The organism is Shewanella sp. 1CM18E (assembly GCF_023161665.1).
Lineage (GTDB): Bacteria > Pseudomonadota > Gammaproteobacteria > Enterobacterales > Shewanellaceae > Shewanella.
Genome location: NZ_JALNTW010000007.1, coordinates 169,564 through 194,928, shown reverse-complemented (window position 1 = coordinate 194,928; position 25,365 = coordinate 169,564). Strand labels below are relative to the sequence as shown.

22 protein-coding genes are annotated in these 25,365 nt (G+C 41.8%); 15 read left to right on the top strand and 7 right to left on the bottom strand.

Annotated elements, in window-relative coordinates:
- Nucleotides 1-228: 228 nt before the first annotated feature.
- A complete protein-coding gene (locus MSG37_RS11680; RefSeq protein WP_248470833.1) occupies nt 229-1,461 on the bottom strand; it encodes a multidrug effflux MFS transporter in 1,233 nt (410 codons plus the stop codon).
- Nucleotides 1,462-1,932: 471 nt separating this feature from the next.
- Here MSG37_RS11680 and MSG37_RS11675 point away from each other — a divergent pair, with 471 nt between their 5' ends.
- Entirely contained in the window at nt 1,933-3,804 is a 1,872-nt protein-coding gene (locus tag MSG37_RS11675) for a choice-of-anchor I family protein (protein WP_248470832.1), read from the top strand.
- Between the two features lie 237 nt (nt 3,805-4,041).
- Here MSG37_RS11675 and MSG37_RS11670 read toward each other — a convergent pair whose 3' ends face one another.
- Nucleotides 4,042-4,395 carry a hypothetical protein gene (locus tag MSG37_RS11670; RefSeq protein WP_248470831.1) on the bottom strand — a complete coding sequence of 118 codons (354 nt, stop codon included), beginning with the start codon at nt 4,393-4,395 and terminating at the stop codon, nt 4,042-4,044.
- 248 nt (nt 4,396-4,643) lie between these two features.
- On the opposite strand from MSG37_RS11670, the gene MSG37_RS11665 reads away from it, so the two are divergent.
- A complete protein-coding gene (locus MSG37_RS11665; protein WP_248470830.1) occupies nt 4,644-5,396 on the top strand; it encodes a Nif3-like dinuclear metal center hexameric protein in 753 nt (250 codons plus the stop codon).
- Nucleotides 5,397-5,485: 89 nt separating this feature from the next.
- Here MSG37_RS11665 and metG read toward each other — a convergent pair whose 3' ends face one another.
- The gene (gene metG, locus MSG37_RS11660) at nt 5,486-7,525 is read right to left on the bottom strand and encodes a methionine--tRNA ligase (RefSeq protein WP_248470829.1); all 2,040 of its coding nucleotides are present in this window, start codon (nt 7,523-7,525) and stop codon (nt 5,486-5,488) included.
- A 160-nt stretch (nt 7,526-7,685) separates the two neighbouring features.
- Between metG and apbC the strand changes: the two genes are divergently transcribed.
- The 8 genes from apbC (at nt 7,686) to MSG37_RS11620 (ending at nt 14,279) form a co-directional block, all read left to right on the top strand.
- Nucleotides 7,686-8,801: an iron-sulfur cluster carrier protein ApbC gene (gene apbC, locus MSG37_RS11655; RefSeq protein ID WP_248470828.1), complete on the top strand. Its 1,116-nt coding sequence runs from the start codon at nt 7,686-7,688 to the stop codon at nt 8,799-8,801.
- Between the two features lie 12 nt (nt 8,802-8,813).
- The gene (udk, locus tag MSG37_RS11650) at nt 8,814-9,452 is read left to right on the top strand and encodes a uridine kinase (RefSeq protein ID WP_248470827.1); all 639 of its coding nucleotides are present in this window, start codon (nt 8,814-8,816) and stop codon (nt 9,450-9,452) included.
- Nucleotides 9,453-9,678: 226 nt separating this feature from the next.
- Nucleotides 9,679-10,554 carry an aminodeoxychorismate lyase gene (gene pabC, locus MSG37_RS11645; RefSeq protein ID WP_248470826.1) on the top strand — a complete coding sequence of 292 codons (876 nt, stop codon included), beginning with the start codon at nt 9,679-9,681 and terminating at the stop codon, nt 10,552-10,554.
- Entirely contained in the window at nt 10,551-11,558 is a 1,008-nt protein-coding gene (gene mltG, locus MSG37_RS11640) for an endolytic transglycosylase MltG (protein WP_248470825.1), read from the top strand. The genes pabC and mltG overlap by 4 nt, the downstream gene beginning before the upstream one ends.
- Complete coding sequence (tmk, locus tag MSG37_RS11635; RefSeq protein ID WP_248470824.1) at nt 11,555-12,193, top strand: dTMP kinase; 639 nt, start codon at nt 11,555-11,557, stop codon at nt 12,191-12,193. Before mltG ends, tmk begins: the two co-directional genes overlap by 4 nt.
- A gap of 1 nt (nt 12,194) precedes the next feature.
- Nucleotides 12,195-13,112, top strand: a complete 918-nt coding sequence (gene holB / locus MSG37_RS11630) for a DNA polymerase III subunit delta' (protein WP_248470823.1) — start codon at nt 12,195-12,197, stop codon at nt 13,110-13,112.
- Between the two features lie 6 nt (nt 13,113-13,118).
- Nucleotides 13,119-13,445, top strand: a complete 327-nt coding sequence (locus MSG37_RS11625; protein WP_248470822.1) for a PilZ domain-containing protein — start codon at nt 13,119-13,121, stop codon at nt 13,443-13,445.
- Nucleotides 13,446-13,490: 45 nt separating this feature from the next.
- Nucleotides 13,491-14,279: a TatD family hydrolase gene (locus MSG37_RS11620; RefSeq protein WP_248470821.1), complete on the top strand. Its 789-nt coding sequence runs from the start codon at nt 13,491-13,493 to the stop codon at nt 14,277-14,279.
- A gap of 345 nt (nt 14,280-14,624) precedes the next feature.
- Here the strand turns inward: MSG37_RS11620 and rsmF are convergent, their stop codons facing one another.
- Nucleotides 14,625-16,049, bottom strand: a complete 1,425-nt coding sequence (gene rsmF, locus MSG37_RS11615) for a 16S rRNA (cytosine(1407)-C(5))-methyltransferase RsmF (protein ID WP_248470820.1) — start codon at nt 16,047-16,049, stop codon at nt 14,625-14,627.
- Nucleotides 16,050-16,108: 59 nt separating this feature from the next.
- Here rsmF and MSG37_RS11610 point away from each other — a divergent pair, with 59 nt between their 5' ends.
- Nucleotides 16,109-17,335, top strand: a complete 1,227-nt coding sequence (locus MSG37_RS11610) for a nucleoside recognition domain-containing protein (RefSeq protein WP_248470819.1) — start codon at nt 16,109-16,111, stop codon at nt 17,333-17,335.
- 106 nt (nt 17,336-17,441) lie between these two features.
- On the opposite strand, the gene MSG37_RS11605 is transcribed toward MSG37_RS11610, so the two are convergent.
- The 3 genes from MSG37_RS11605 to MSG37_RS11595 are packed head-to-tail and all read right to left on the bottom strand — an operon-like array spanning nt 17,442 to nt 21,304.
- Nucleotides 17,442-20,066, bottom strand: coding sequence for an MlaD family protein (locus MSG37_RS11605; protein WP_248470818.1), 2,625 nt, complete (start codon nt 20,064-20,066; stop codon nt 17,442-17,444).
- Nucleotides 20,044-20,691: a paraquat-inducible protein A gene (locus tag MSG37_RS11600; protein ID WP_248470817.1), complete on the bottom strand. Its 648-nt coding sequence runs from the start codon at nt 20,689-20,691 to the stop codon at nt 20,044-20,046. The genes MSG37_RS11605 and MSG37_RS11600 overlap by 23 nt, the downstream gene beginning before the upstream one ends.
- Nucleotides 20,681-21,304 (bottom strand): paraquat-inducible protein A, encoded by a 624-nt coding sequence (locus MSG37_RS11595; RefSeq protein ID WP_248470816.1) that lies wholly within the window; start codon nt 21,302-21,304, stop codon nt 20,681-20,683. Before MSG37_RS11595 ends, MSG37_RS11600 begins: the two co-directional genes overlap by 11 nt.
- Nucleotides 21,305-21,495: 191 nt before the next feature.
- Here MSG37_RS11595 and MSG37_RS11590 point away from each other — a divergent pair, with 191 nt between their 5' ends.
- The 4 genes from MSG37_RS11590 to prc all read left to right on the top strand — a co-directional run bounded on the left by MSG37_RS11590 (nt 21,496) and on the right by prc (nt 25,324).
- Nucleotides 21,496-21,786 carry a YebG family protein gene (locus MSG37_RS11590; RefSeq protein WP_248470815.1) on the top strand — a complete coding sequence of 97 codons (291 nt, stop codon included), beginning with the start codon at nt 21,496-21,498 and terminating at the stop codon, nt 21,784-21,786.
- A gap of 81 nt (nt 21,787-21,867) precedes the next feature.
- Entirely contained in the window at nt 21,868-22,323 is a 456-nt protein-coding gene (locus MSG37_RS11585) for a GAF domain-containing protein (RefSeq protein ID WP_248470814.1), read from the top strand.
- Nucleotides 22,324-22,609: 286 nt separating this feature from the next.
- Nucleotides 22,610-23,245, top strand: a complete 636-nt coding sequence (gene proQ, locus MSG37_RS11580) for an RNA chaperone ProQ (protein ID WP_248470813.1) — start codon at nt 22,610-22,612, stop codon at nt 23,243-23,245.
- A gap of 33 nt (nt 23,246-23,278) precedes the next feature.
- A complete protein-coding gene (prc, locus tag MSG37_RS11575) occupies nt 23,279-25,324 on the top strand; it encodes a carboxy terminal-processing peptidase (protein ID WP_248470812.1) in 2,046 nt (681 codons plus the stop codon).
- Nucleotides 25,325-25,365: the final 41 nt, after the last annotated feature.

Here is a 25,365-nt window from a genome sequence, read left to right as displayed (position 1 = left end):
CTTGAAGCCTAACGTCCTTGCTCTATAACGTTAGGCTTTGTATTTATAGAGGTTATTAACTTGGAGAAAGCTTGGGAACACAATGTAGCGGCAGGCATTAAGTGCTGCGGATCTATTGTATCCGATTTAGCATTAACACAAAGCTCAGAATTAAATAACAGTATAGGTAAAAGCAAAATAAAAAGACTGAGATTGCCGCGCTTAATGGCAATCTTCAGGTTTTATTTGTTATTCATCATCGTTAGTAACAGCAGGCTCATGACGACTCAAAAATTGGCATAAACCAACAAGAAGAACTGCTGATAACATTAAGGCTGAAAAGGGCACTGCGGTGCCAGTATAAAATAGTGCTAATAACGGACCGGCCAAAGCACCAAATCCAAAGCGTAATGTACCAATTACAGCGGTTGCAGTGCCGGTTTCTTTTTGAAACTTCATTAATACGATTGCATCAGCATTGACTGACATAACACCTAAACAAGCCATTAAGGGCAATAACATCATTACTGTAAACACGTAGTTAAGCTCAAGTAGGTTAACCGCTAATAATGCAACGCCAGAAATCGCTGCAAAAAATGTCGCTACTTTCAGCATACGCTTTGAACCATAACGGCCAACAATGCGGCTGTTGACCACATTTGCCGCCATTAATGCACCAACGTTGGCACTAAATAGTATTGCAAACAAAGACTTATCTAATTGGAACACTTCCATGTATACAAATGGTGAAGCGGTAAGATAACAAAAGAAAGCAAACGAGGTTAATACACCGCTGGCAATGTTGAGTTTGACGCCTTTCTTGGTAAATACTGTGGCATAAGCGCCAAAAAATGACTGAGTGCTGCGGTTGCTGTTGTCTTTATCACTTGGCATCTTGAGTTTAAGGCTGACCAAAAGTAATAAAACAAAAGCATAAAAAGCCAAAATAAAGAAGATTAAGTGCCAATCACCTAACTCTAAGATCAAACTACCAATACTTGGCGCAATTAAGGGCGCTAACATCATGATTAAACTGACATAAGACATGCCTTTTGCGGTATTTTTACCATAAAGCTCTTTTATGTAACCAGGCACAACCACAGTTGCAGCAGCGCCGATAAACGCCTGAATAAAACGTAAAGCTAAAAAGCTTTCAATACTGGTTACAAACGCAAGGCCTAGACTTGAGAACATAAAACCTGTGAGGCCAACCAATACCAGTTTTTTACGGCCAAACCTATCGGCGAGTGGGCCAAAGGTGAGCATACCTAAAGCGTAGCCACCCAAGTACAAGCTTAAAGATTGCTGCACTAAAGTGATATCGGTATTAAAGCTTGTCGCTAGCGTTGCCATTGCTGGCAAGTACATATCAATAGCCAGCGGGGTAATCGCAATAATTGCTGATAGCATAGGGATCAGCAAAGCTAAGCTAGCGCCAAATGGATATTTTTGATTGCTTTGGTTCACAGGTGAGTTGTTCAACGGTACCTCAATATAATTCTTAAACTGGAGCTGTACAGGTGTTATTCAATGTTTATCAGCGAAGCATTTTGACTTATAGCAATGGAACTTGCAGGGAAATCTAAATAGGCGCTTAACAGTGTTAGAACTGGTGGTGCTTACATTGTAGGCTAAATGATTTTAGTCAATGAAAGGAGCACGCAAAATGTAGTGCAAATAAGCGTGTCAGATGCATTTATAGTAGCGTTTTAAACAAAAAATTCAATCTCAAATCTGCTTTATTTATCTGCAAATCTTAGCCAATTTGTAAGCAAAAGCTTAAAACTGGTTTTGCGCTTTTATCATGCTCCCCTTGTCACCTAAATGTCTTGTTGCTGTCATCTTAATGTCGTTAATTCGCAATAGGTTGGTTGGCGCTCAAATGGCTGACTTCCTACATGTAGCTGTTTAGCCGATAAAAATATTAATCCCGCATTGAATAAAGGAATAACGATGAAAAAGCAATTAAAAGTAGTTCCTCTGTTGGTAGGCGCGTGTTGGTTAACTGCGTGCTCTGACGATGGTGAAAATGGTGCTGCAGGTCAAGACGGGAGTAATTCACTTGTCTCTATTTCAGCGCTTTCTATAGGAGATGAACAGTGTCCATTAGGCGGTCAAATGGTCACCACTGGGTTAGATATTAATGGCAACGGTAGCTTGGATGATAATGAAATTGATAGTGAGCAAATCCAATATTTTTGTAATCAATCTAGCAACAAGCTAACTGCTGAACTCATTGGCCGTTTTCAAAGTGAAATTTATGGCTTGAGTGCTGCCGAGATTGTCGATTTTCATAGCCAGTCAAAGCGTATATTTGTCGTGAATGCTCAAAGCGGAAAAGTTGATGTATTAGATGGCTCAAGTTTAAATGTGGATGATGGCGTATCAGGTGCTGGCGCATTAGCATTAAATAATGTGAGTAAACTTAGCGAGCTAGATGTTAGCGGTGATCTCGCCCTTGAAAGATTAGGCGGCGTAAATAGCTTAAGCATCTATGATGACCTACTAGCTGTTGCTGTTGAACGAGGTGACACTGCTGGTAATAGTAAACAGGGGGCGGGTTATATTGCGTTTTATCGATTAGATGTTAGCGGAGAAGCCACGCTTGAGCAGCAAGTAGAAGTGGGTGTCTTGCCCGATAATGTGGTGTTTAACCGTGACGGTTCTCTGCTATTGGTGGCAAATGAAGGTGAGCCAAACTCTGCTTATGATGTTGACCCTGAGGGAAGTATTTCCCTTATTGAAATTGCTAATGGGAGCCCAGCGACGCAGGCAATGTCTCTCGATTTTAAGGACTTCAATCTGGGGGGGGCACGTCAAGATGAAGTGAGTTCAATGATAAAGCTTAATGGGCCGGGCGCCACTGTGGCGCAAGATCTTGAGCCGGAGTACATAGCTGTCAGTGAAGATAACACTAAAGCGTATGTGTCACTGCAGGAAAACAATGCTATCGCAGTGATAAATTTAGTTGATAAGAATATTGAATCCCTATTGCCACTTGGGCTTAAAAATTACGGTTTAGAGCACAATAAAATTGATGCGAGCGATAAAGACGACAGGGTAAACTTTGTTGCTTATCACGATGTTTATGGCATGTATCAACCAGATACAATTCAAAGCTATCAGTGGCAGGGCGCTAACTTTATCGTTACTGCTAACGAAGGTGATGCGAGAGATTATGATGGCTTTTCTGAAGAAGCACGTGCTGATGATTTAACCTTAGACCCAATGCACCCTCAAATAGCTGCTGCACAAGATAAAACTCAACTAGGCAGATTAAAGGTGACAACAAGTCTAGGCGATACTGACAATGACGGTGATTTTGATCAGATTGTTAGCTACGGTGCACGCTCGTTTTCAATATGGGATGGGCAGGGCAATCAAGTATTTGATTCGGCTTCTGACTTTTCACGCATTACCGCTGCTATTTTAGGTAATGATTTCAACAATAGTAACGATGAGAACAAAGGTGATAGTCGCAGTGATGATAAAGCGGGTGAACCAGAGGCGCTAGCTATTGGCAAAATCGGTGATGTGACTTATGCGTTTATTGGGCTTGAACGCAACGGTGGCTTTATGATTTACGATATAAGTAACCCTTTTGCGGTGAGTTTTGTCGATTACATTGTAAATCGTGATTTTAGCGCCGATTTTGAAATAAACACTGATACTGGAGGAGTCACTGGTGATGCAAGCTTAGCGGGCGATTTAGGCCCTGAGGGAATGAAGTTTGTTGCAGGGCAGGATAGCCCTACAGGCGAACCAATTTTGATCATTGGTAATGAAGTGAGCGGCACAACCAGTATTTATGGCTTAGCGCTTTAACTATTATGCATTTTAGTTTCCGCTCATTGTCTTGCCCCAGAGGCGCTAAATTCTCGCTGAATGACTAAATGTTTATACTGATTGGTATAACTCGTTAGCTTGATATGTGGCTACTAGAATGGGAAGCCTAGGTTAAAAATAAAAAACTCCGTTATGTTAGTAACGGAGTTTTTTATTGATTACATTTATGAGCTTTTGTTTAGCGTAGACTATTTAACAAAGCACCATTAATAGAGCTTAGAAACCGCGAGGTAATTGGCCTTTACCTGCTAGTTTTTCACGCCATAGCTCTTTAGGGGTTTTACCGCCGTTTTTAGCTGCTGGCTTGTCTGCTGTTTTTACTGCTTTTTTAGCAGGAGTTTTCTTCGCTGCAGGTTTAGCTGCTGCTTTCTTTTCAGTTTTAGCTTCAACAGGCGCATTTGCACCGCCAACTTCGGCTAACATCGCTTCTAAATCACTAAAGCGTAAAGATTTACCGCCATCGATTTTGTACCAGCTACCTTTCTGTTCAATTTTAACAGCTTGGCCATCACGCGCAGTAAGCGCAGCCTCAAGTGTGCTGATAACTTCTTCTTTGGTCAGTTTAGACATAATAATAACCTGTTTATTTTTGTGTGTACTTGAAGGTTTGTACTGATTTTATCGTTTAAAGTACCGTAAAGTCCAATTTTAGCCGTATTTGGCTGTATTTCTATGATGTTTTAAGCATTTTTTGTTAAAAACAGCATTAAAAACGCTCAATTCATTAGGCTCAGTAAACTAAGATCGACTTAAGGCTTAACTGTTTATTTATACTAACAATAGGTTAAAATGAATTTTTTGCTATTTTTGGCGGATTTATGACGCGCATTGAACTGAGCCAATATTTGGCAGATTATTTACAAGTCTCAAATTTTAAAGACTATGCACCAAATGGGCTGCAAGTTGAGGGTAAAGCTGACATTAACACTATAGTGACAGGCGTTACTGCATGTCAGGCATTAATTGATGCAGCGATTGAACTTAACGCAGATGCGATTTTAGTTCACCATGGTTTTTTCTGGAAAAGTGAGCCTGAAATCATTGTGGGAATGAAACAAAAGCGCATTAAAGCGTTATTAGTTAATGACATTAATTTGATGGGTTATCATTTACCGCTAGATGCGCACCCTATCGTCGGCAACAATGCACAGCTTGCTAAAGTGCTTGAAATTGTTGAACCTGAGGTGATTGAAGGTGTGGCGCAAGGTTTGATATGGCAAGGGAAATTGGCTCAGCCATTAACGGCAAAAGGGTTTAATGAGCATATTTCGCAAAAACTAAATCGTCGTTGTCAGCATTTAGGTGACGACAACGCTATGGTGTCGACTGTTGCTTGGTGCACAGGTGGAGCGCAAGATTATATTGATATTGCAGCGAGCATGGGGATTGACGCCTTTATTAGCGGTGAGGTGTCAGAGCGCACTTATCATTTAGCGGTAGAGCAAGGGATCCAATATTACGCAGCAGGCCATCACGCCACTGAGCTATATGGTATTCAAGCATTAGGCGAGCACTTGGCTGATAAATTTGGCTTAACGCATCACTTTGTTGATATCGTGAATCCAGTTTAGGGATTTGTTTGATATTACCAAATAGGTTTACCCAATAAAAAAGCCGCTAATTCAGCGGCTTTTTGGGTTAAGGGGTTAAGTATAAAAGCTTATTTAACTTTCATACCAGGCTGAGCGCCTTCATGTGGCTCCATGATCCAAAGATCTTTTCCGCCAGGGCCTGCAGCTAGCACCATACCTTCAGATACACCAAAGCGCATTTGACGCGGTGCAAGGTTAGCAACCATAACAGTTAGCTTGCCTTCTAGATCTTCAGGCGCATAAGCTGACTTAATACCAGCAAATACTTGCTTGGTTTCGCCGCCTAAATCTAACTCTAGACGTAAAAGCTTGTTGGCTTCTTTAACGTGTTCAGCTTTTGCGATACGTGCAATGCGCAGATCAATCTTAGCAAAATCATCAAAGCTGATCTCATCGCTAATGGGATCTTGTTCAAGCGGGCTCTTAACCTCTGCTTTAACTTCAGGTTCGGCAGTTACTTGCAAGTTTTCAGTTGAGGCTTCGATAATTGCTTCGATGCTCTTCATCTCAACACGTTGCATTAATGCCTTAAATTTAGCAATTTCGTGGCCAGCTAGATCGATATCTAAGTTGTCCCACGTCAGCTCCATTTGTAAGAAGGCTTCAACATCTTGCGCCAGCTTAGGTAGCACAGGCTTAAGGTAAGTCACCAAAATACGGAACAAGTTAAGTGCATTACTACAAACTTGATGTGCTTGTTCTTGCTTGTCATCTTCTTTGATCAACTGCCATGGTGCAGAATCTGCAACATAAGCGTTAGCAATATCTGCTAGCGTCATGATTTCACGCATAGCTTTACCATATTCACGAGTCTCGTAGAAGTTGGCAATGCTTTCTTGTTTCGCTAAGAAGCTTGTTGTTAGGCTTGTATCGTTAATTTTTGCTAGCTTGCCATCAAAGCGCTTGCTGATAAAGCCTGCGGTGCGCGATGCTAAGTTAACTAGCTTACCGACCAAATCAGAGTTAACGCGCTGCGCGAAATCTTCAAGGTTTAAATCAAGATCATCAATTCTGCTGCTTAATTTAGCGGCGTAGTAGTAACGTAGGTACTCAGGATCTAGGTTATCAAGGTAAGTACGTGCCTTAATGAAGGTGCCTTTAGACTTTGACATCTTAGCGCCATTTACCGTTACATAACCGTGTGCGTAAACGCTAGTTGGCTTACGTAGCCCAGCACCATCAAGCATTGCAGGCCAGAATAGGCTGTGGAAGTAAACGATATCTTTACCGATGAAGTGATAAACTTCAGCAGTTGAATCTTTAGCCCAGAAATCGTCGAAGTTTAGATCGTCACGCTTATCACACAGGTTCTTAAATGAACCCATGTAGCCGATAGGTGCGTCTAACCATACGTAGAAGAATTTACCTGGTGCATCTGGAATTTCAAAACCAAAGTAAGGTGCATCACGAGAAATATCCCACTGTTGCAAACCTTGCTCAAACCATTCACCTAGCTTGTTAGCCATTTCTTGTTGTAATGAACCAGAGTTGATCCACTCTTTTAACATGCCTTCAAATGCTGGCAGGTCAAAGAAGAAGTGTTCAGTATCTTTCATTACTGGCGTAGCGCCCGATACTGCCGACTTAGGGTTGATAAGATCAGTAGTGCTATAAGTTGCGCCACAGTTATCACAGTTGTCGCCGTATTGGTCTTCAGACTTACAGCGTGGGCAAGTACCCTTTACAAAACGGTCTGGTAAGAACATCGACTTTTCAGGATCGAATAGTTGAGAAATCGTTTTGGTTTTGATGTAGCCGTTGTCGCGTAACTTGATGTAAATATCGCTAGCAAGTTGGCGGTTTTCGTCACTGTGAGTGCTATGGAAATTATCAAACTGGATATTGAAGTCAGCAAAATCTTGCTCATGTTCTTTTTGAACTTGAGCGATCATCTCTTCAGGCGTAATCCCCAACTGCTGTGCTTTAAGCATGATTGGCGTGCCGTGAGCATCGTCTGCACAGATATAGTGACATTCATGTCCACGAAGCTTTTGAAAACGTGACCAGATATCGGTTTGAATGTACTCTAACATATGGCCTAAGTGGATAGGACCATTAGCATATGGAAGGGCACTTGTGACTAGAATTTTACGTTGTGAATTTGCCATCTTTTCTCAAAATCGCTGGGAACCAAATTGGAATGGCATAGATACTAACCGATCCTATGCATAGTTTCATCAAAAGCTCGCACAAGTGGATTAAATCTAGACTAATGTTTGCCAGAATATCTGGTACAATTGCGCAAATCTTATTTAGGGGGTCAGCATTTTGTCTTCAACACATCCAAATTATCATCTCGATGATGCTTTACTCAGTCAAGTTTTAGCGATTCTCGATACCTTTCAAGACACGTATTTGAACAAGAGTTTGCTTAGCGCAGGCATGGTTACAAAACTTGCGATTGAAGGTAAGCGACTACAACTAGGTTTATGCTATTCATATCCTTGTCAGACGCAGTATCGTGACATTGTAATGGCAGTGACTAAAGCACTAGCAACATTGGATGCTATCGATGAAGTAGAATGCGAAATCGATTTCCAACCAGAAACCGTATCGGCAATCAGTGCTGTTGAACCTCTACCTAATATTAAGCAAGTGATTGCAGTGGCATCAGGTAAAGGTGGTGTAGGTAAATCAACGACTGCAGTTAACCTTGCGTTAGCATTAGCTGCAGAAGGTGCTAGCGTTGGTATCTTAGATGCTGACATCTATGGACCATCCATCCCGATGATGCTGGGCGTTGAAGATTTCAAACCAGTATCGCCTGATGGTAAGATCATGACCTTTGCTCCGGCACATGGTATTGCAGCGCAATCTATCGGCTTTATGCTAGATGGTGACCAAGCAGCAGTATGGCGTGGACCAATGGCGGCTGGTGCGTTAGTACAGTTATTAACTGAAACAGAGTGGCCAGAGCTGGATTACTTAGTGATTGATATGCCACCAGGAACGGGTGATATTCAATTAACGCTGTCGCAAAAAGTGCCAGTCAGTGGCGCTGTAATCGTTACAACACCGCAAGATATTGCGTTGGCTGACGCTAAAAAAGGCGTGAGCATGTTCCAAAAAGTAAACATCCCAGTATTGGGTATTGTTGAAAATATGAGTTTCCACCTATGCCCAGAATGTGGTCATAAAGATCACCCATTCGGCGCAGAAGGTGGCCAGAAGATGGCAACTCGCTATAACGTTCCGCTACTAGGTCAATTACCGCTACAACTTAATATTCGTGAAGATGTAGATAAAGGTACGCCAACGGTAGTGGCTGACGAATCAAGTCAAGTTGCTGGTATTTATCGTGAAATCGCTAGAAAGGTCGGGGCACAGCTTGCGTTATGTCAAGCACAGCCTAAAGTATCAATTAGCATGTCTGATGACGAATAAGGTCTATTTTAAATGAATTCTAAAGATTGTGTTGTAATTGGTATCGCAGGCGCGTCAGCGTCGGGTAAAAGTTTAATCGCTAAAACGATTTACGAAGAGCTTTGCCGCGATTTAGGTACAGATCAAATTGGCGTGATTGCAGAAGATGCATACTACCGCGACCAAGGCCATTTATCTATGGACCAGCGTGTACTAACTAACTACGACCATCCTAAAGCACTGGACCATGAGTTATTGTGTAGCCACTTACGTGAGTTAAAAGCCGGTAATGCGGTAGATGTTCCTGTATATAGCTACAAAGAGCACACGCGTACCGACGAAAAAGTATCACTGACTCCTAAAAAAGTGATTATTTTAGAAGGGATCTTACTACTGACAGACCCAGCTCTTCGTAAAGAGATGGACGCTTCAGTATTTATGGATACTCCGCTGGATATCTGCTTTATGCGCCGTTTATCACGTGATGTGGCCGAGCGTGGTAGAACAATGGATTCTGTTATGCAGCAATACACTGAAACTGTTCGTCCAATGTTCTTGCAGTTCATTGAACCATCAAAGCAATACGCTGATATCATCGTGCCTCGCGGTGGTAAAAACCGTATCGCTACGGATATCCTAAAAGCACGTATTCAGCATTTACTCGCAAAATAAGACAACTTACTCATGTAAGGGAACTTAGCGGATATGCGCTTAACTGATATTGAGATTGCTACAGGTTTAAACATCCACGCTTTGGATGTCGCTGAGCAGTTTCAATTCTTTGTAACTCAGTCCGCCCCTTATAATGAGTTAACTGGCCTAAATAGCTTAACTAAGCTTTGGCCACAAGTGAGAAAGTACTGCAACAAGCTGCTAGTCAAAGTAATCAGGATTGCTAATGTCTGACGTTTGGGTAAATGGACAACCCGATACCAATGTAAACCCTTTAGATAGGGGGTTGGCTTACGGCGATGGTTTATTTGCAACAATGCGAGTAAACCAAGGCCAGATCCAGTTTTTGACGGCACATTTAGAGCGTCTTATTCAAGGCGCTTTTCGACTTGGTTTTAATTGGCTTCCATCTGCGGAGCTCAAGCAACAGTTAACCCATTTAGCTCAGGCTAATCCTGATTCTTGTATTAAATTATTGCTGACTCGTGGCGCTGGTGGTCGAGGTTATGGTATCGATTTAGTTCGTCACAATTTAGCTTTTACTGGTGATGAAGTCGTTATCGCAAGCAGCAAAGCGGGTCTGCCGATTGTAAATGAAATCGTATCAGTACATGCTCTGCCTGCTCAATATGCAACTTGGCAGCAAGAGGGGATCAGTTTAGCTTTATCAGACATTAAACTCGGCAGGCAGTCAAAGCTTGCAGGGATCAAGCATTGTAATCGTTTAGAGCAAGTATTAATTAAATCTGCCGCTGTGCCTAAGCATGCTCAAGACTGGTTGGTAATAGACTCAGATGACAATATTATCGAGTCATCGATGGCAAATATCTTTTTTGTGGTTGAACAAGTCATTATGACCCCAAGAATAAGTTTCGCTGGCGTAGCTGGTATGATGCGTGAGCAGGTGCTCTACCAATTGCTAGAGATGGGCTATAAAGTCGAAATCTGCGATTTTCATTACAGTATGCTGGCCAAGGCTCAGCATGCTTTTATAACCAATAGCCTATTTGGGCTTATTGATGTGGTGGCAATTGATGATAAGCAATTTAGCCGCACTTCTTTGACATCTAAAGTAAGAGAACAGCTCAGTCTGACATTATGAAAAAAGTAATAATAGGATTATTCGCAGTATTATTTACGCTGTTAACCGTTGCGGCAATTGGCGGTTACTGGGGTTATCAAACTCTGCTGGCTTATGGCGAAACGCCAGTTAAATTAACAGAATCTAAAGAACTAGACATAAAGCGCGGCACTAACTTTAATCAGTTTATTAGTGCATTAGAGTCTGAGCAACTGATCGAAGAAGGATGGAAGCTTAAGTGGTTGGTACGCATAAAGCCTGAATTGGCACGCATTCGTTCAGGCCTTTATGATGTAAATCCTAATGACACGGTCAATACTTTGCTTGCTAAAATCGTAAGCGGCAAAGAAAAATCCTTCGGCGTAACCTTGCTAGAAGGTCAAACAGTAAAAGAGTGGCAGGAGGTACTTAAACAACAACCTAGATTGACAATAGGTGAAGATGTTTTTGCACAGATTTTACGAGAAAATGGCGATGATTCAGGACTGCCAGAGGGTAAGTTTTTCCCCGATACTTATCATTACATTGCTGGAAGTAGCGAGAAGGCATTACTGAATAAAAGTTATTTAAAAATGCAACTTGAGTTAGATAAAGCCTGGCAGGGTAGGCAAGAAGGTTTACCGCTTAAATCAGCTTATGAGCTACTTATTTTAGCCTCAATTATTGAAAAAGAGACCGGCAAAGCGAGCGAGCGGCCGTGGATCGCAGCGGTATTTGTTAATCGATTACGTAAAGGTATGCGTTTACAAACTGATCCAACAGTTATATACGGCATGGGCGATAGGTATAATGGCAATATCACCCGTAAAGACCTTCGTGAAACGACCGCATTTAATACATATAGAATTAATGGATTACCACCAACGCCAATCGCTGCTCCGAGTTTAGCGGCCATTCAAGCTGCAGCGCACCCAGCGGATGTTGATTATTTTTATTTCGTGTCACGAAATGATGGTAGCCATGTTTTTTCAAAAACACTGAACGAGCACAATCGAGCAGTGAATAAATATCAGAGAAATCGATGAATACGAATACACAAAATAGCGCAAAATTTATTGTTATCGAAGGGCTTGAAGGTGCGGGTAAATCAAGCGCAATTGCTCTGGTTAGAGACTTTATCGAAAAACACACAGGCAAAGCACCGGTTTGTACACGTGAGCCTGGTGGTACGCCACTTGCGGAGCAAATGCGTGATTTAGTCAAAGTGGCTAATGAAGATGATCCTTTATGTGATGAAGCAGAGTGCTTGCTATTTTACGCAGCAAGAGCGCAATTGGTTGCCAATGTCATTAAGCCTGCACTTGCGAAAGGTGAATGGGTTTTAGGTGATAGACACAATCTATCGTCTTTGGCGTATCAAGGCGGTGGTCGCGGGCTTATGCCTTTAGTATCTGCAATTAGTGATGCAACGCTAAAAGGCTTTAAACCTGATTTAACATTATATCTAGATATCGAGCCAAAGCTGGGCCTTGAGCGCGCAGCTCGCCGTGGCGAGTTAGATAGAATTGAAAATCAAGAGATTGAGTTTTTTAATCGTACTCGTGCAACGTTTTTAGAATTTGCTGACGCTGATGACTCAATTAAAATTGTCGATGCTAGCCAAAGTATGGCTGAGGTGCATAAAGACATTATTGCCTTGCTACAAGAATTGAGTTGGTAAGATGACTATGCTTCCGTGGTTACGCGATCCTATCGCCGATTTTTGTTTGCAGCTAAAAAATAATCGGGTTGGCCATGCATATCTGCTAGGTATGGATCTCGGATTTGGTGGTGAACAACTTACATTGGAGTTAGCTAAGGCTGCTTTATGTAAACAAGTAGGCAATACTGGAGGTTGTGGTTTTTGTAAATCATGCCAGCTACTTGAAGCCAATAATCACCCTGATTTTTATCGCATTGAAGCTGATGGGGCGCAGATCAAAGTTGATCAAATTCGTTCTCTTTGTCAGAAGTTGTCGACCACGCCGCAACAAGGTGGCCGCCGCGTTGCAGTGATCTTAAATAGCGAGCGGTTAAATCAAGCTTCTGCCAATGCATTGCTTAAAACCTTGGAAGAACCAGGTAAAGATACTATATTGTTTCTACAGGCGAATTCACCAAGTCGATTGTTAGCGACGATTAGTAGCCGTTGCCAACGTTTAGCATTTAACCTTCCCGCAAGAGCAGAGGTTAAACAGTGGTTACAACAAGAACTGGAAACTTCAGAGGATTTGTCTTGGTGCTTACCGGTTGTTGGTGGCCCCTTAGCGATTGTAGATGCCGTGGCAACAGGGCGCGATAAAAGCTTGGTGGAATACAGGCAAGGCTGGTTACAAAGTTTGTCGTCTGGGCATCTGTGTGATAGCTTAACCAACGTAAGTGAGAAGCAAGTTTCTGATGCTCTTAAAGTTTTATATCTCGTATTGCATAGAGTTTTAGTTAAAAAGCAAGATCTCGACCCATTAAAAAGGGTTAGTTTAACAACTCTTGCTGCCAAAGTGATGCAATTAGAAACTCGCTTATCGGTAATGCCTAACGTCAATTCGTTAGCGTTATTCGAAGGACTAACGCTTGAGTATAATCAGTTAATGAGTCAATAAAACCCTATGCCAAATCTTGTTGTTAAATTTGAATCTTTACAGCAGCTTTATCGCGCTTATATGCCTTTTATTAAACCAATAGGTATGTTCATAACGACAACTGAAAGCTTCACGTTAGGCCAAGAGGTTAGGGTTTCTTATCAACTTCCAGCAATGAATCAAGTATATGATTTTAGTGGTTCAGTGGTTTGGATTAACCCGTTAGGCGCATCTGGTGGTCGGCCAGCAGGTGTTGGGGTAAAAATTTTAACCGAGCCTGATTTTCATAAGCACCATATCGAACAGCTACTTTCGAGTGAGCTTGCCTCTGCAGATTTGACCTGCACTATGTAGCTGGGTAGACTTGCTGTCCTTTTTGTTGTTTGTTGGGTTTTTATAGTGCTTATCGATTCACACTGTCATTTAGACCGTCTTAAAATAGCGCCAGATCAGGCTTCTCTTCAAGAAATTATTACAGCTGCTAAAGCTCGTGATATTGCCTATTTCCTTTGCGTTAACGTTCGCCAACAAGGCTTTACTGATATGAAGCAAAAAATGGCTGCGTTTGATGAAGTCTTTTTGTCAGCGGGCGTACACCCGTTAGATGTACAAGATGGCCTAAACATTGAAGAAGTTGAGCAGTTTGCCCGCGATGAAAAAGTCATTGCGATTGGCGAAACAGGTCTTGATTACTTTTATGCGAATGAAACCAAAGCGCTACAGCAGCAATGTTTTGAGCAGCAAATAGATCTAGCGGTAAAAGTAGATAAGCCTCTTATTATTCATACTCGCGATGCCCGCGAAGACACCATTAACTTCTTAAAGCGTGGTAATGCTGACCGTGTCGGCGGTGTACTTCATTGCTTTACTGAAAGTTGGGAAATGGCTAAGGAAGCATTGGATCTTGGTTTCTATATTTCAGTATCGGGTATTGTGACTTTTAAAAATGCTGGTGATCTGCGTACAGTGATCAGAAAGGTTCCAAAAGATAGACTTTTGGTCGAAACCGACTCACCGTATTTGGCACCAGTGCCGCACCGTGGTAAAGAGAACCAACCTGCTTTTGTGAGAGATGTTGCTGAGTTTGTTGCTGAGCTGAGAGGGGAGAAATACCCTGAACTAGCAGACTACACGACTGAAAACTTCTTTAAATTATTCAAAGATGCGGCTCGTTTAGCTGGGCGTTAATCATTGCCGTGAGTTCATCTCAAATTTCAGACAAAAAAAGACCCAAAACTATTCCAATTGTTCTGGGTCTAGGGGAATGGCTCACTAGGAGCCGTGCGCTACAGTTATTACCACTTAAGGTAAAATCAGGTAAAAGCCACTCTCGCAGTACATCGTGTACTGAAATTTGTGTTTCAATTAGATAATAACTGCACTGTTCTGTGGCTATTATCTACCATTTAATCTCCGAGCGGCTCGTTGTCAAAACCGATGCTATACAGTGTAGACTAGCTTTTTAGGTTTTGACTGGTTATTTTCAAGCTCACTCGGTCTAAATGTAACTATTTGTGTCTACAAGCTGCTATTCTAAAGGTAAAGTGCAATCTTATCTTTAACTAAGTCTCTGGGAAGATTGTTTTTTAATTTATTACCTAGATGTTTAGCCACACCAAGTGAAACGTTAGCATAGCTAACAATAACTTCACCTTGAGGTTTAATTCTTTCTGGCAGACTGATATCTCGGCCCATCAGATACTCTTTAGCCTGTTCATCGCTAAGGTTAATCATACTCGGTGAGGACAGCGCCAATATCGCCTCATGACGCACCTTGTAGCCTTTTTTAAGGGCATCAGCCAGTTTAATCCCTATCCGCTGAAAGCGCATTTTGCCAATTAGTGGCGTCATGGCTTTGGGGAATAACCAATACTCTAAGTCACGCTCCATAATCTCAGCATCTTTTGGCAAAGTAATACCGAACGTATCTTTGAAATAGCTTTCTAGTTCCGCTATTTGTTTTGCTTTTACAGGAGTAAATGGAAAGTTTTTTTGCTTTCTTGGTTCTTCTTGCTGGCGTTCGACCGCAGCCAGCTTACTAATTTTTGCGACAAAAAAGCCTTCACTGTCGTAAATCTGCGGCCAAACATGTAAAAAGCCTTCTTCGGTACAAGCTCTATCAGCATGGGGGAATAATGTTTTTAATGACATAAATTCGACAGCATCACCAAATACAGCTTTTAAATGATGGCAGACATCTTGGTTTTCTTGTCGGCTCAATGCGCAAGTTGAATAAACTAGACTACCACCGACTTTTAACGCTAAAAATGCAGATTCAATGAGTGCTTTTTGAGTGTCAACAATGCCTTTATTTTCGTTGTTATCCCAGTTTTTGAGTGCGTCAGGATCTTTACGGATTGTGCCTTCGCCGCTACAAGGCGCATCTAATAAAATTGAATCGAATGTTTCAAATAAGTATTCGCCAAATACTCGGGCATCAAAATGAGTTAAAGCACAGTTAGATACGCCCATTCTGGCGATATTGGCGTGCAAAACTTTAACGCGACTTGCTGAATACTCGTTAGCAACAAGTAGACCTTGGTTTTCCATCAATCCCGCGATTTGAGTGGTTTTTGAGCCCGGTGCTGAAGCCATATCAAGCACTCGAGTATCGGCTGTGATATCGGCTGTTTTGCCCTCGAATAGTGCTGTTGGGGGCAGCATAGAGCTTGCTTCTTGAATATAAAACAACCCCTGCAAGTGCTCGATAGTGTTGCCTAGCTGGATCTCAACATTATTGGTGATCCAAAAGCCTTCTGCACACCAAGGAATTGGGTCAAACTGCCAGCCTTTAGATGCCATTAACTCGATAAAGCAATCGACGCTAATTTTGAGCGTATTAACCCTAATCGATAGTCGTAATGGTTTATTGCTATAGGCAATAAAGTCGTCCATTGTCAGGTGAGATGGGAGTTCGCGTTCAATACTATCGAGAAAATTCTGATTAAAATGAGCCATATGTTGAAGATAATGCGGTAAAGTACTGAGATTATAACAGAGTTAAAGAGATAAATTGCGTGCTAAATAAGATCTGGTTTGGCTTTTTTGCTACCGCATTATTGGCGATATTTGTTCAGTTGCTAACAGGGCAAACACAAGTGCTTTCTCAAAGTGTTGATGCCATTTTTTCAAGCGCTAAACTTGCAGCTGAAATTGCCCTTGGCTTAGTTGGTGTATTGTCGCTGTGGATGGGATTAATGCGCGTTGGTGAAAAGGCTGGAGTTGTCGCTGTTTTTTCACGTATGTTTGAACCACTGCTTTCAAAGCTGATGCCTGAAGTGCCGCGAGGGCATCCTGCATATGGCAGTGTAACCATGAATCTTACCGCGAATATGCTCGGATTAGATAACGCTGCAACGCCTTTGGGACTTAAGGCGATGCAAGATCTGCAAACATTGAACCCAAATAAGCATGTTGCAACTAACGCGCAAATTCTATTTTTAGTCTTAAACACATCGTCAATAACATTAGTGCCGGTAACTGTGTTTTTATATCGTGCTCAACAAGGCGCAGCGGCGCCAGCTGATATATTTTTGCCAATATTACTCGCTACTACTGCATCAACATTGGCGGGACTCACTATCGTTGCACTTGTGCAGCGTTTATCGTTACTAAATGCTGTGGTGCTTGCTTATGCGGGCGTTATTTTATCTTCGATAATAGGGTTAGTTTTTTATCTCAGCACGTTAACGGTTACGGCAATAGGTGAGGTGAGTACCGCACTTGGTAACGGCATTTTGCTGCTACTTATCTTCAGCTTTGTTTTAGTGGCAGGCATACGAAAAGTCGCCGTTTATGATGAATTCATCGAAGGCGCAAAAGAGGGCTTTGCTCAATCAATTAAGTTAATCCCCTATTTACTCGCTATGTTACTGGCAATTGCCTTACTGAGGGCATCTGGCGCTTTAGATTACCTATTGCAAATCATTGCTGGCTTTGTTGCTTTTGCGGGGGGAGACGTACGTTTTGTAGATGCTATGCCCACAGCAATTATGAAGCCATTTAGTGGCTCAGGCGCCCGTGCAATGATGCTAGAGACTATGCAACATTACGGTGTAGATTCATTTGCTGGGCGTTTAGCAGCGATTTTACAGGGGAGTACCGAAACGACCTTTTATGTATTGGCAGTGTACTTTGGCGCAGTAGGGATCCGTAATGGGCGCCATGCACTGGCTTGTGGTTTATTTGCTGACTTGGCAGGGATTATCGCGGCAATTTTAGTGTGTTATCAGTTTTATGGATAATACTGCCAGAAGTCAAGACTAGGCATAACAGGGCTTTTAGTTAGGTTAGATTTCATCGATAAAAAAGCGAGGCATGAAGCCTCGCTTTTTTATACTTTCTGGCAGTTTATAGAGCTTGGTTAGGCGCCCAGTTTAGCCATTCTGGTTCGAGCTGTTTGTTAAGCTTAAATGTTTTTTGCTCACTTGATATCTTGTTCGCCGCAGAAGTTGGCATCTCTGTCGCAACACCAATGCCGCCAGCAAGAATGGTTTCTAGTGAACCTGTTTCAATTTGAGCGCCTGAGAATAACCCAACATCGACTTTAACGCCTGATAGGTCCCAAAATACGCTAGTACTATTTACCAAGTGCTTATATTTGTTTTTGATATGCGCCTGCATCACAACACCTGTTCCTTGCTGTGAAAGCTCATAGGTATCAACTTGACCTATCTTGACTCCTCTAAAGAAAATCGCAGTACCAGCTTTTACAGATCCTAAAGCATTGTTGCTTAGGTTAAACACTAATGCATCATCAATGTTATGGAACTTTGATGCTATTTCACCGTTAAATGAATCGGCTTTAGCATTGCTTGTTCCTGGGAACACTTCGATATAAGGGCCTGTTAAAATGGTTTCTGGTGCAGTGATCCCAGCGAGAGAAATATTAGCATCCACAATAGAGTAAGCTGCATCTTGCTGAGTAAAATTAGCGGCATATTCACCATATAAGTAGGCGGTAGCCGTTAACTCTTTTAGGTTAGGAGTTAAGGTGACGGTTTCTACTTCACCAACCTTATGGCCAAGATAACGAATAGGGGCTTTTGCTGCCAATTTAACAGTGGCAGGGAAGGTTAGCGTAATAGCTTGTGCTTGGCTAAGTGCAAGAAATTTACTGTCGTACAATGTTTTACCATTGGTAACCTTGTTGTCGTCGAGTAAGCCTAAACTAATCCCGCCTTTTAAAGCGCCCATAAGTGGCGCAACATCGACCTCAACACCGCTTAAGCTGGCATTAATTGATAGTGCGCTATTACGCCAAAATACAGTTTGCTCGGTTAGCAGGCTAGCAAAGGCTTTTTCAATAGCGATATCGATTGCGAAGTTATTATCGCTTGCTTGCCAGTCAACTTGGGTGACTGTACCTATCTGCATTTTTTTGTAGTAAACAGGTGAGCCAGCGTTTAAATCTGCGGCATCTTGATGAATGAGTCGCTTAGTTATCAAGCCTTGTTGATGGAAAAACTTGTTTGCGTCGTCATTACTGGCGAACACAGCAAGTTTATCTCCAGCTTTTGCTAAGGATTTATTGGTGCCGCGTATTAAGCTCAATGCGCCGCTTGTGAGCGTGTTTAAGTCGCGGGTATTAACCTTTACGCCTTCTAAACTAGCATCAATTTCTAATGCTGATTCAGCAATAAAGTGACTATTTCCACTGACTAGGCCAACAAAGTCAGCATCAATCTCAGCTTGATATTCGACCTGGCTAAAATCGTCAGTAAGTTGATTTGATAATACTTGGCCGATTTTGATTTGTTTATAATGGATCTCGGCTCCAGCGCTTACGCCTGGGTTCGAGTTGGCAGTTAAGGTAAGCAGCAGTTTCTTATCATTACTGGATTCAGGCGCTTCGTTAAGTAAAGGGTAAGAGCTTCTTGCAGCACCAGTTCCTGGTACAAAATTAATCACACTGCCGGTGATCAGTCTTTCTGGATGTTTGATCCCAGAAAGTGATATATCTGCACCTTCAAGCCAAAAGTGTGCACTGTCAGTGAGTAACTCTTCATACAAGCTATTAATTTTAGCCGATAGTACAATGCCATTTTCACTGAGCTGCTTAGTCACCACCTGACCAATTTGAATGCCACGATAAACAATAGCAGCATTACTTGAAACCGATTCACTGCCTTTAGCGATAAGGTCGAACTGCACGCCCCCTAGGGCTTCTTGTTCATTTTCATACAATGAAAACTCATGATTATTTTGTGCAAGTGATGAATTACTGTTGGAGCTAAAGCTAATTCCACCGGCTAAGATTGACGCTAAGCTTTCGCTATTGACCTTTATCCCTGATAGCGAGGCATCGACACTTATTCCAGAAACGTTCCAAAATTGTGAGTCTACTTTAACGAGTTCAGCATATTGCTGCTGAATAAAAGCCGTTACTAAAATCTCGTCGGTACCTTCTAAGTGATAGCCAACGACTTGTCCGACTGGGATTTGGCGATAAAAAATAGGCGAGCCAACATCAAGAGAGCCAAGTTTATCTGAGGTAATGTGGACGATAAGTCCTTCGACACCGGGAGTGATCACTGGTGCCTTTGTCTCTGCTTCAAAAAACGAACGAGACTCACCTTCGCCAGGTAAAATACTGATGTAATTTCCAGAAAATAGGGTATCTAAGCCTTCGACACCGGTAATTGTTGCCTTAGGTTTTACCAACCAGAACTTAGTTCCATCATTAATAAACGGGGCAGAACGATAATCCATGATCACATTGACATTCACGCCTTGAAGTGAGTCATCAATACTCATATCAACGACTTTACCAACGGTCAGCCCTTGGTATTTCACCAGCGTTTTGCCAATGTCCATACCGGTAGCGCTCGGGAAATGTATGGTTACCTCAATGCCGGATTCTCGGATACTTTTAATGCCGAGCCAAGCACCAAGTGCAAGCGCAATAATAGGTAATAACCAAATCGGTGAGAATAGTTTTTTCTTTACGATTTTAGGCGTTTGTACTTGAGTCATCTTTTGCTTCCAATCTATCCCAGAGTAAACGGGTATCTATGACTTTTGCAGCGAGCTGCGTGAGTAAAATAACAAGGGCGAAGGCTGTGGCGGCTGGGGCAGGTTTAGCATCTAATAATTGCCCCATATTGACGACAGCAACGGTAAGTGAAATGACAAACAGATCTAGCATTGACCAACGGCCAATCCATTCAATGATATGAAAGCCTGTCATCAACTTCTTTTTTGAAATTGGCAGCTTAAAGGTGATTGCTGACAAATATATGGTTAAGCCAACAATTTTTAAAATAGGTACTAAAATACTGGCGGTAAAAAGGATGATCGCAATCGGGATCATGTCAGTTTTTACCAAGTGAGCAATTCCAGAGAAAATAGTATCTTGGGTGACTCGCCCTTGATTCGTTAGCGTTGTAATCGGATAAATATTTGCAGGGATCAACAAAATGGCCGCAGTAATGAGTAGCGCCCAACTTTTTTGCACACTTGCGTAATCTCTAACAATCAAAGGTGCATCACAGCGGCTACAGTTTGCCGATTTACAACAGGTTACCTTATGGCAAGTAGGGCACAACGTAAGGCCGATATCCTTACCTAAAGTTGCGTGCTCGTTATGGCTATTGCTCATCGAGAAAACTCCACATATGTTCTAGATCGTATTCTCGCACTAAAAATAACGTCATAATAAACAGCATAGTGAAACAAAATGTACCGAAACCAAATGACACCGTGGCAAAGTCTGCAAGGTTAAACGCTGCTACTAAAAAGCTAATAACATAGATTTCGAGCATCGTGAGCTGGGTTAATAGTCCCTGAACTTTTAAAAGTTGCTTAAGTGTTTTTCTCAATACTGCAGAGGCGAGTCCGTATTTAATAATTAAAATTTGGCTTAAAACTGACAATAATAAAAAACCGGGAGCAAGGACAGCGGATATGAGTACGGCGATGCCAACGAGCCAATAACCTTGGTTATACACCGCAAAAGCGCCATCAAGTACAGTGGTTGTTCTAATACTGCCAAGAAACTCTAACGACAGTACAGGGTATAAATTAGCGGGTGCAAAAAAGAATACAGCAGTTAAGCAGAGCGCAAGCATGCCATTAATTGAACAATATGGCGTGTCGTAAATAGGCGTATGGCAGCGAGGGCATAACGCCCGCACACCGGAAGGTAACGCGCGTTTTCTTATGACTAAGTCGCATGACTGACACAAACTAATACTATGATCTATCGGTTCCATTCCTACCCGTTTATCACTTAAGTAGACGATATACGCCTTATTTCGGACTCAAATCTCATTGAACGACACCTATGCAATTGAAAATATTGAGTCATTAATCAAAGAAGTTTATCAGAAAAACGAGAAAACTTGCATAAGAAGTTCAATGTGTGAGACTCTTTACTGTATATAAAAACAGTGTGAGGTTGGACATGGCCGTTGTAACGCAATTTGTAGTGGTAAGAGAAGGGGTTGAAAAGATGACTTTTACATCTAAAAAGGAAGCTGATGCCTACGATAAGATGCTCGATGTCGCAGACAACCTCATGCCTTTTTTGAGTAAAAGTGAGCTTGAATTAACTGAAAACGATATTGAAAAATTAAGTTTTTACTTAGCTCAGAACAAAGACGATTTACAAGTTTTACTAAAAGGTGGTGCGCTTGATAAGAAAGCGCCAGCAAAGAAAACTGCGAAAAAATCCGAAACTAAAGAAGCAAAATAAACCACTTGATCCCAAACTACTGTTTATTGTTAGAATGCAACCTCAACTAAGAAGGTCATTTAACAGTTAGGGATAGTTGCAGTGAATGCTTTTTACGATACGTTAAATCGTCAGGTTCAGGCTCTTTTTGAGGGAGAAGATGACGTAATTGCCGCTTTAGCCAATTTTTCAGCGTTACTTAATGAAAATCTTGAAGATTTAAATTGGGTTGGCTTTTATTTAGTGAAAAATGATCAATTGGTTCTCGGGCCTTTCCAAGGTAAAGTGGCTTGTACACGCATTCCAATTGGTAAAGGCGTTTGTGGTACCGCGGTTGCACTGGACGCAACTCAAATGGTTGATGATGTACATCAGTTTGCAGGACATATTGCTTGCGATAGCGCCAGTAATTCAGAGCTGGTTGTCCCCTTTAGGCAGAATGGAACTGTTATCGGTGTGCTAGATATTGATAGTCCATCGTTATCAAGATTCACTGAAATTGATCGACAAGGCGTAGAAACCTTGGTTAAAAGTCTCGAAATTTGCCTATTTGGTTAATCCGCGAGCAATTATCGTTAATTGTAGGTCGCAATCATTTGAAGCCTCTCTATAATAAGCGGTTTGAGTAATTAAAAAATTAAACTCGGTTGCATTCATCAAATGAATAAATGGAGTTTGAGTTTTGTTGTTGCTAAGGTAGGTTTGGTTTTAGGGTGTAAAAACAAATGTTAACCAATTTTCATTTGCGATTTACGGCCTGATCAGACAAATATAAACGACACATATACTGATACAAGTGACTCACTTGTCGGTGGTGTCCCTTTTTTAAACTGTGGAAGTAAAGATGGAATCAACAGAAAAGTTGACCGATACCAACGCTATTCTTGCGTATTTGTACGAAACATTTCCTTTATGCTTTATAGCTGAAGGTGAAACTAAACCATTAAAAATCGGTTTGTTTCAAGATTTAGCGGAAAGGTTAGCTGATGATTCTAAAGTCAGTAAAACTCAGCTCAGAATCGCGTTAAGAAGATACACTAGCAGCTGGCGTTACCTTAAGTGCGTTAAAGCTGGCGCACAGCGTATCGATTTAGATGGCAACGATTGTGGTGAGCTTGAGCAAGAGCACGTTGACCATGCGGCAGCTACACTTAAAGAAAGCCAAGAAAAAGCAAAGGCTAAAAGAGTAGCTCAGGCTAAGAATGCTAACCCAGCTAAGGTAGCAAAAAAGCCAGTTAAGAAGCCTGTAGCAAAACGTCCAAAGCCAGCGCCAGCTAGTAAGCCAGTAAAAGAGGCTGTTGTAGCTGAGAATTTAACACCTGCAGTTTTAGCTGAACTTAAAGCTAATCAACGTGTAAATGTTAAATTAGGCAAAGCACCAGTAGCTGGTGTTATTTTGGACATTAAGAAAGAAGATGTTCAAGTTCAGTTAGACTCTGGTTTAACTATCAAAGTTAGAGTTGAACATATACTGCTGTAATGGCTTAAAAGCACCTAAAGGAGTAACTTGTTGATGCGAAAACTTTCTCTGGCTGTATCCATTGCTAGTATTTTTGTCGGATTTTCGGCGTGGGCAGTAAGCCCAACTATTCAATTCAGCGAGTTGCCCGCTCTTAAGCAGGAACCGCAGCATAAAGTCGCCAGTAAACGTGTTACTGGTCTCTTCACTCGTTCGCATTATCATCGTTTTGATATGGATGATGCGTTCTCCGAGCAAGTATTCAATCGCTTCTTGAAGCAACTCGATTTTCGTAAAAATGTATTGTTACAGTCTGATGTTGATGGTTTTAAAAACTATTCGACTCAGTTTGACGATATGTTGAAAAGTGGCGACTTGAATCAGGCTTATGCGATGTATGAGCTTGTTCAAAAGCGTCGTTATGAGCGCTTTGCCTATGCACTTTCATTACTCGATGAAGAAATGAAGTTCGATGTGGCTGGTGACAAGTACGAATATGATCGTGAAGAAGCAAGCTGGCCTAAGAATGAAGCTGAATTAGATGAACTTTGGCGCCAGCGCGTAAAATATGACGCACTCAACCTATCTCTTACAGGGAAAAACTGGGACGAGATAGTAGAGGTTTTAGAGAAGCGTTATAACAATGCGATTAAACGCTTAAGTCAAACCCACAGCGAAGATGTATTCCAAGGCGTTATGAATGCCTTTGCTCGCACTGTCGAGCCGCATACTAGTTACCTTTCTCCAAGAAATGCTGAGCGTTTCCAAATGGAAATGAACTTGAGCTTAGAAGGTATCGGTGCAGTATTGCAAGTTGATGACGACTATACCGTGATTAAAAGCTTAGTTGCAGGTGGTCCTGCAGCATCAAGCGAGAAACTATCGCCAGAAGATAGAATTATCGGTGTAGGCCAAGAAGGTAAAGAAATTGTCGATGTGATCGGCTGGCGTCTTGATGATGTAGTCGAACTAATTAAAGGCCCTAAAGGCAGTAAAGTTGTTTTACAAATTTTGCCGAAGAAGGGCGGTTCAAGTGCTAAAACCTTTGAACTGACAATTGTGCGCGACAAAATTCGTCTAGAAGACCGCGCAGCAACTTCTAAAGTGCTTGAGCCTACTGAAGGACCTTACGCAAATCGTAAAGTCGGTGTCATTCAAATTCCAGGCTTCTACATGGATTTATCGAAAGACGTCTCTAAAGAACTTGCCGAGTTAAAAGAAGCCAAAGTAGAAGGTATTATTATTGACCTTCGAGGTAACGGCGGTGGTGCGTTAACTGAAGCGACTTTATTAACGGGGCTGTTTATTGAGCAGGGACCTGTTGTACAAATCCGCGATGCTAACGGCCGTGTAACACAAAATCGCGATAATGATGGACGCGTGACTTATGATGGCCCATTAACCGTAATGGTTGACCGTTATAGTGCATCTGCATCTGAGATTTTTGCTGCAGCGCTACAAGACTATGACCGCGCATTGATTGTCGGAGAATCGACTTTTGGTAAAGGTACTGTACAGCAGCATAAGAGCCTAGGGCGTATATACGATATGTATGAAAAGCCTATTGGTCACGTGCAATACACCATTGCCAAGTTCTACCGCATAAACGGTGGTAGTACTCAGCTTAAAGGTGTGACACCTGATATTCCATTCCCAAGTGCGTTAGAGCCTGGGGAATACGGTGAGGCTGAAGAAGAAAATGCATTGCCTTGGGATAAAGTTCCTGTTGCACAATATGGCACATTAGGTGAAATTTATCCGCAGTTGATCACTAACTTAGACGGTAAACATAAAGACCGTATTAAGTCAGATGTTGAGTTTGGTTATATTTTTGATGACATCGCAGAGTTTAAAAATAACCACGATGACAAAACCGTTTCTCTTGTTAAGAGTGAGCGTTTAGCTGAACGAGACGAAAACGATCAAAAGCAACTTGAGCGCGCTAATGAGAGATTAGTAAGAGAAGGTGCTGATAAGGTTGAGTCGTTAGATGACATTCCTGATGACGTTGAGGTTGCAGACGCTTTCCTTGATGAAACCGCACTAATAACCTTGGATTTAGCCGATATCGAAAAGTTAGCTAAAAACCAAAAACAGTAAAAGTTACTGATAAAAAACGCGCTTAAAGCGCGTTTTTTTTT

Coding starts and splice junctions, on each gene's coding strand:
- rsmF (WP_248470820.1), bottom strand. CDS start 16,049: ATGGCTCATTTTAATCAGAATTTTCTCGATAGTATTGAACGCGAACTC.
- prc (WP_248470812.1), top strand. CDS start 23,279: ATGCGAAAACTTTCTCTGGCTGTATCCATTGCTAGTATTTTTGTCGGA.
- proQ (WP_248470813.1), top strand. CDS start 22,610: ATGGAATCAACAGAAAAGTTGACCGATACCAACGCTATTCTTGCGTAT.
- MSG37_RS11590 (WP_248470815.1), top strand. CDS start 21,496: ATGGCCGTTGTAACGCAATTTGTAGTGGTAAGAGAAGGGGTTGAAAAG.
- MSG37_RS11595 (WP_248470816.1), bottom strand. CDS start 21,304: ATGGAACCGATAGATCATAGTATTAGTTTGTGTCAGTCATGCGACTTA.
- metG (WP_248470829.1), bottom strand. CDS start 7,525: ATGGCAAATTCACAACGTAAAATTCTAGTCACAAGTGCCCTTCCATAT.
- holB (WP_248470823.1), top strand. CDS start 12,195: ATGACTATGCTTCCGTGGTTACGCGATCCTATCGCCGATTTTTGTTTG.
- MSG37_RS11670 (WP_248470831.1), bottom strand. CDS start 4,395: ATGTCTAAACTGACCAAAGAAGAAGTTATCAGCACACTTGAGGCTGCG.
- MSG37_RS11675 (WP_248470832.1), top strand. CDS start 1,933: ATGAAAAAGCAATTAAAAGTAGTTCCTCTGTTGGTAGGCGCGTGTTGG.
- mltG (WP_248470825.1), top strand. CDS start 10,551: ATGAAAAAAGTAATAATAGGATTATTCGCAGTATTATTTACGCTGTTA.
- tmk (WP_248470824.1), top strand. CDS start 11,555: ATGAATACGAATACACAAAATAGCGCAAAATTTATTGTTATCGAAGGG.
- MSG37_RS11600 (WP_248470817.1), bottom strand. CDS start 20,691: ATGAGCAATAGCCATAACGAGCACGCAACTTTAGGTAAGGATATCGGC.
- MSG37_RS11625 (WP_248470822.1), top strand. CDS start 13,119: ATGCCAAATCTTGTTGTTAAATTTGAATCTTTACAGCAGCTTTATCGC.
- MSG37_RS11665 (WP_248470830.1), top strand. CDS start 4,644: ATGACGCGCATTGAACTGAGCCAATATTTGGCAGATTATTTACAAGTC.
- pabC (WP_248470826.1), top strand. CDS start 9,679: ATGTCTGACGTTTGGGTAAATGGACAACCCGATACCAATGTAAACCCT.
- MSG37_RS11605 (WP_248470818.1), bottom strand. CDS start 20,066: ATGACTCAAGTACAAACGCCTAAAATCGTAAAGAAAAAACTATTCTCA.
- udk (WP_248470827.1), top strand. CDS start 8,814: ATGAATTCTAAAGATTGTGTTGTAATTGGTATCGCAGGCGCGTCAGCG.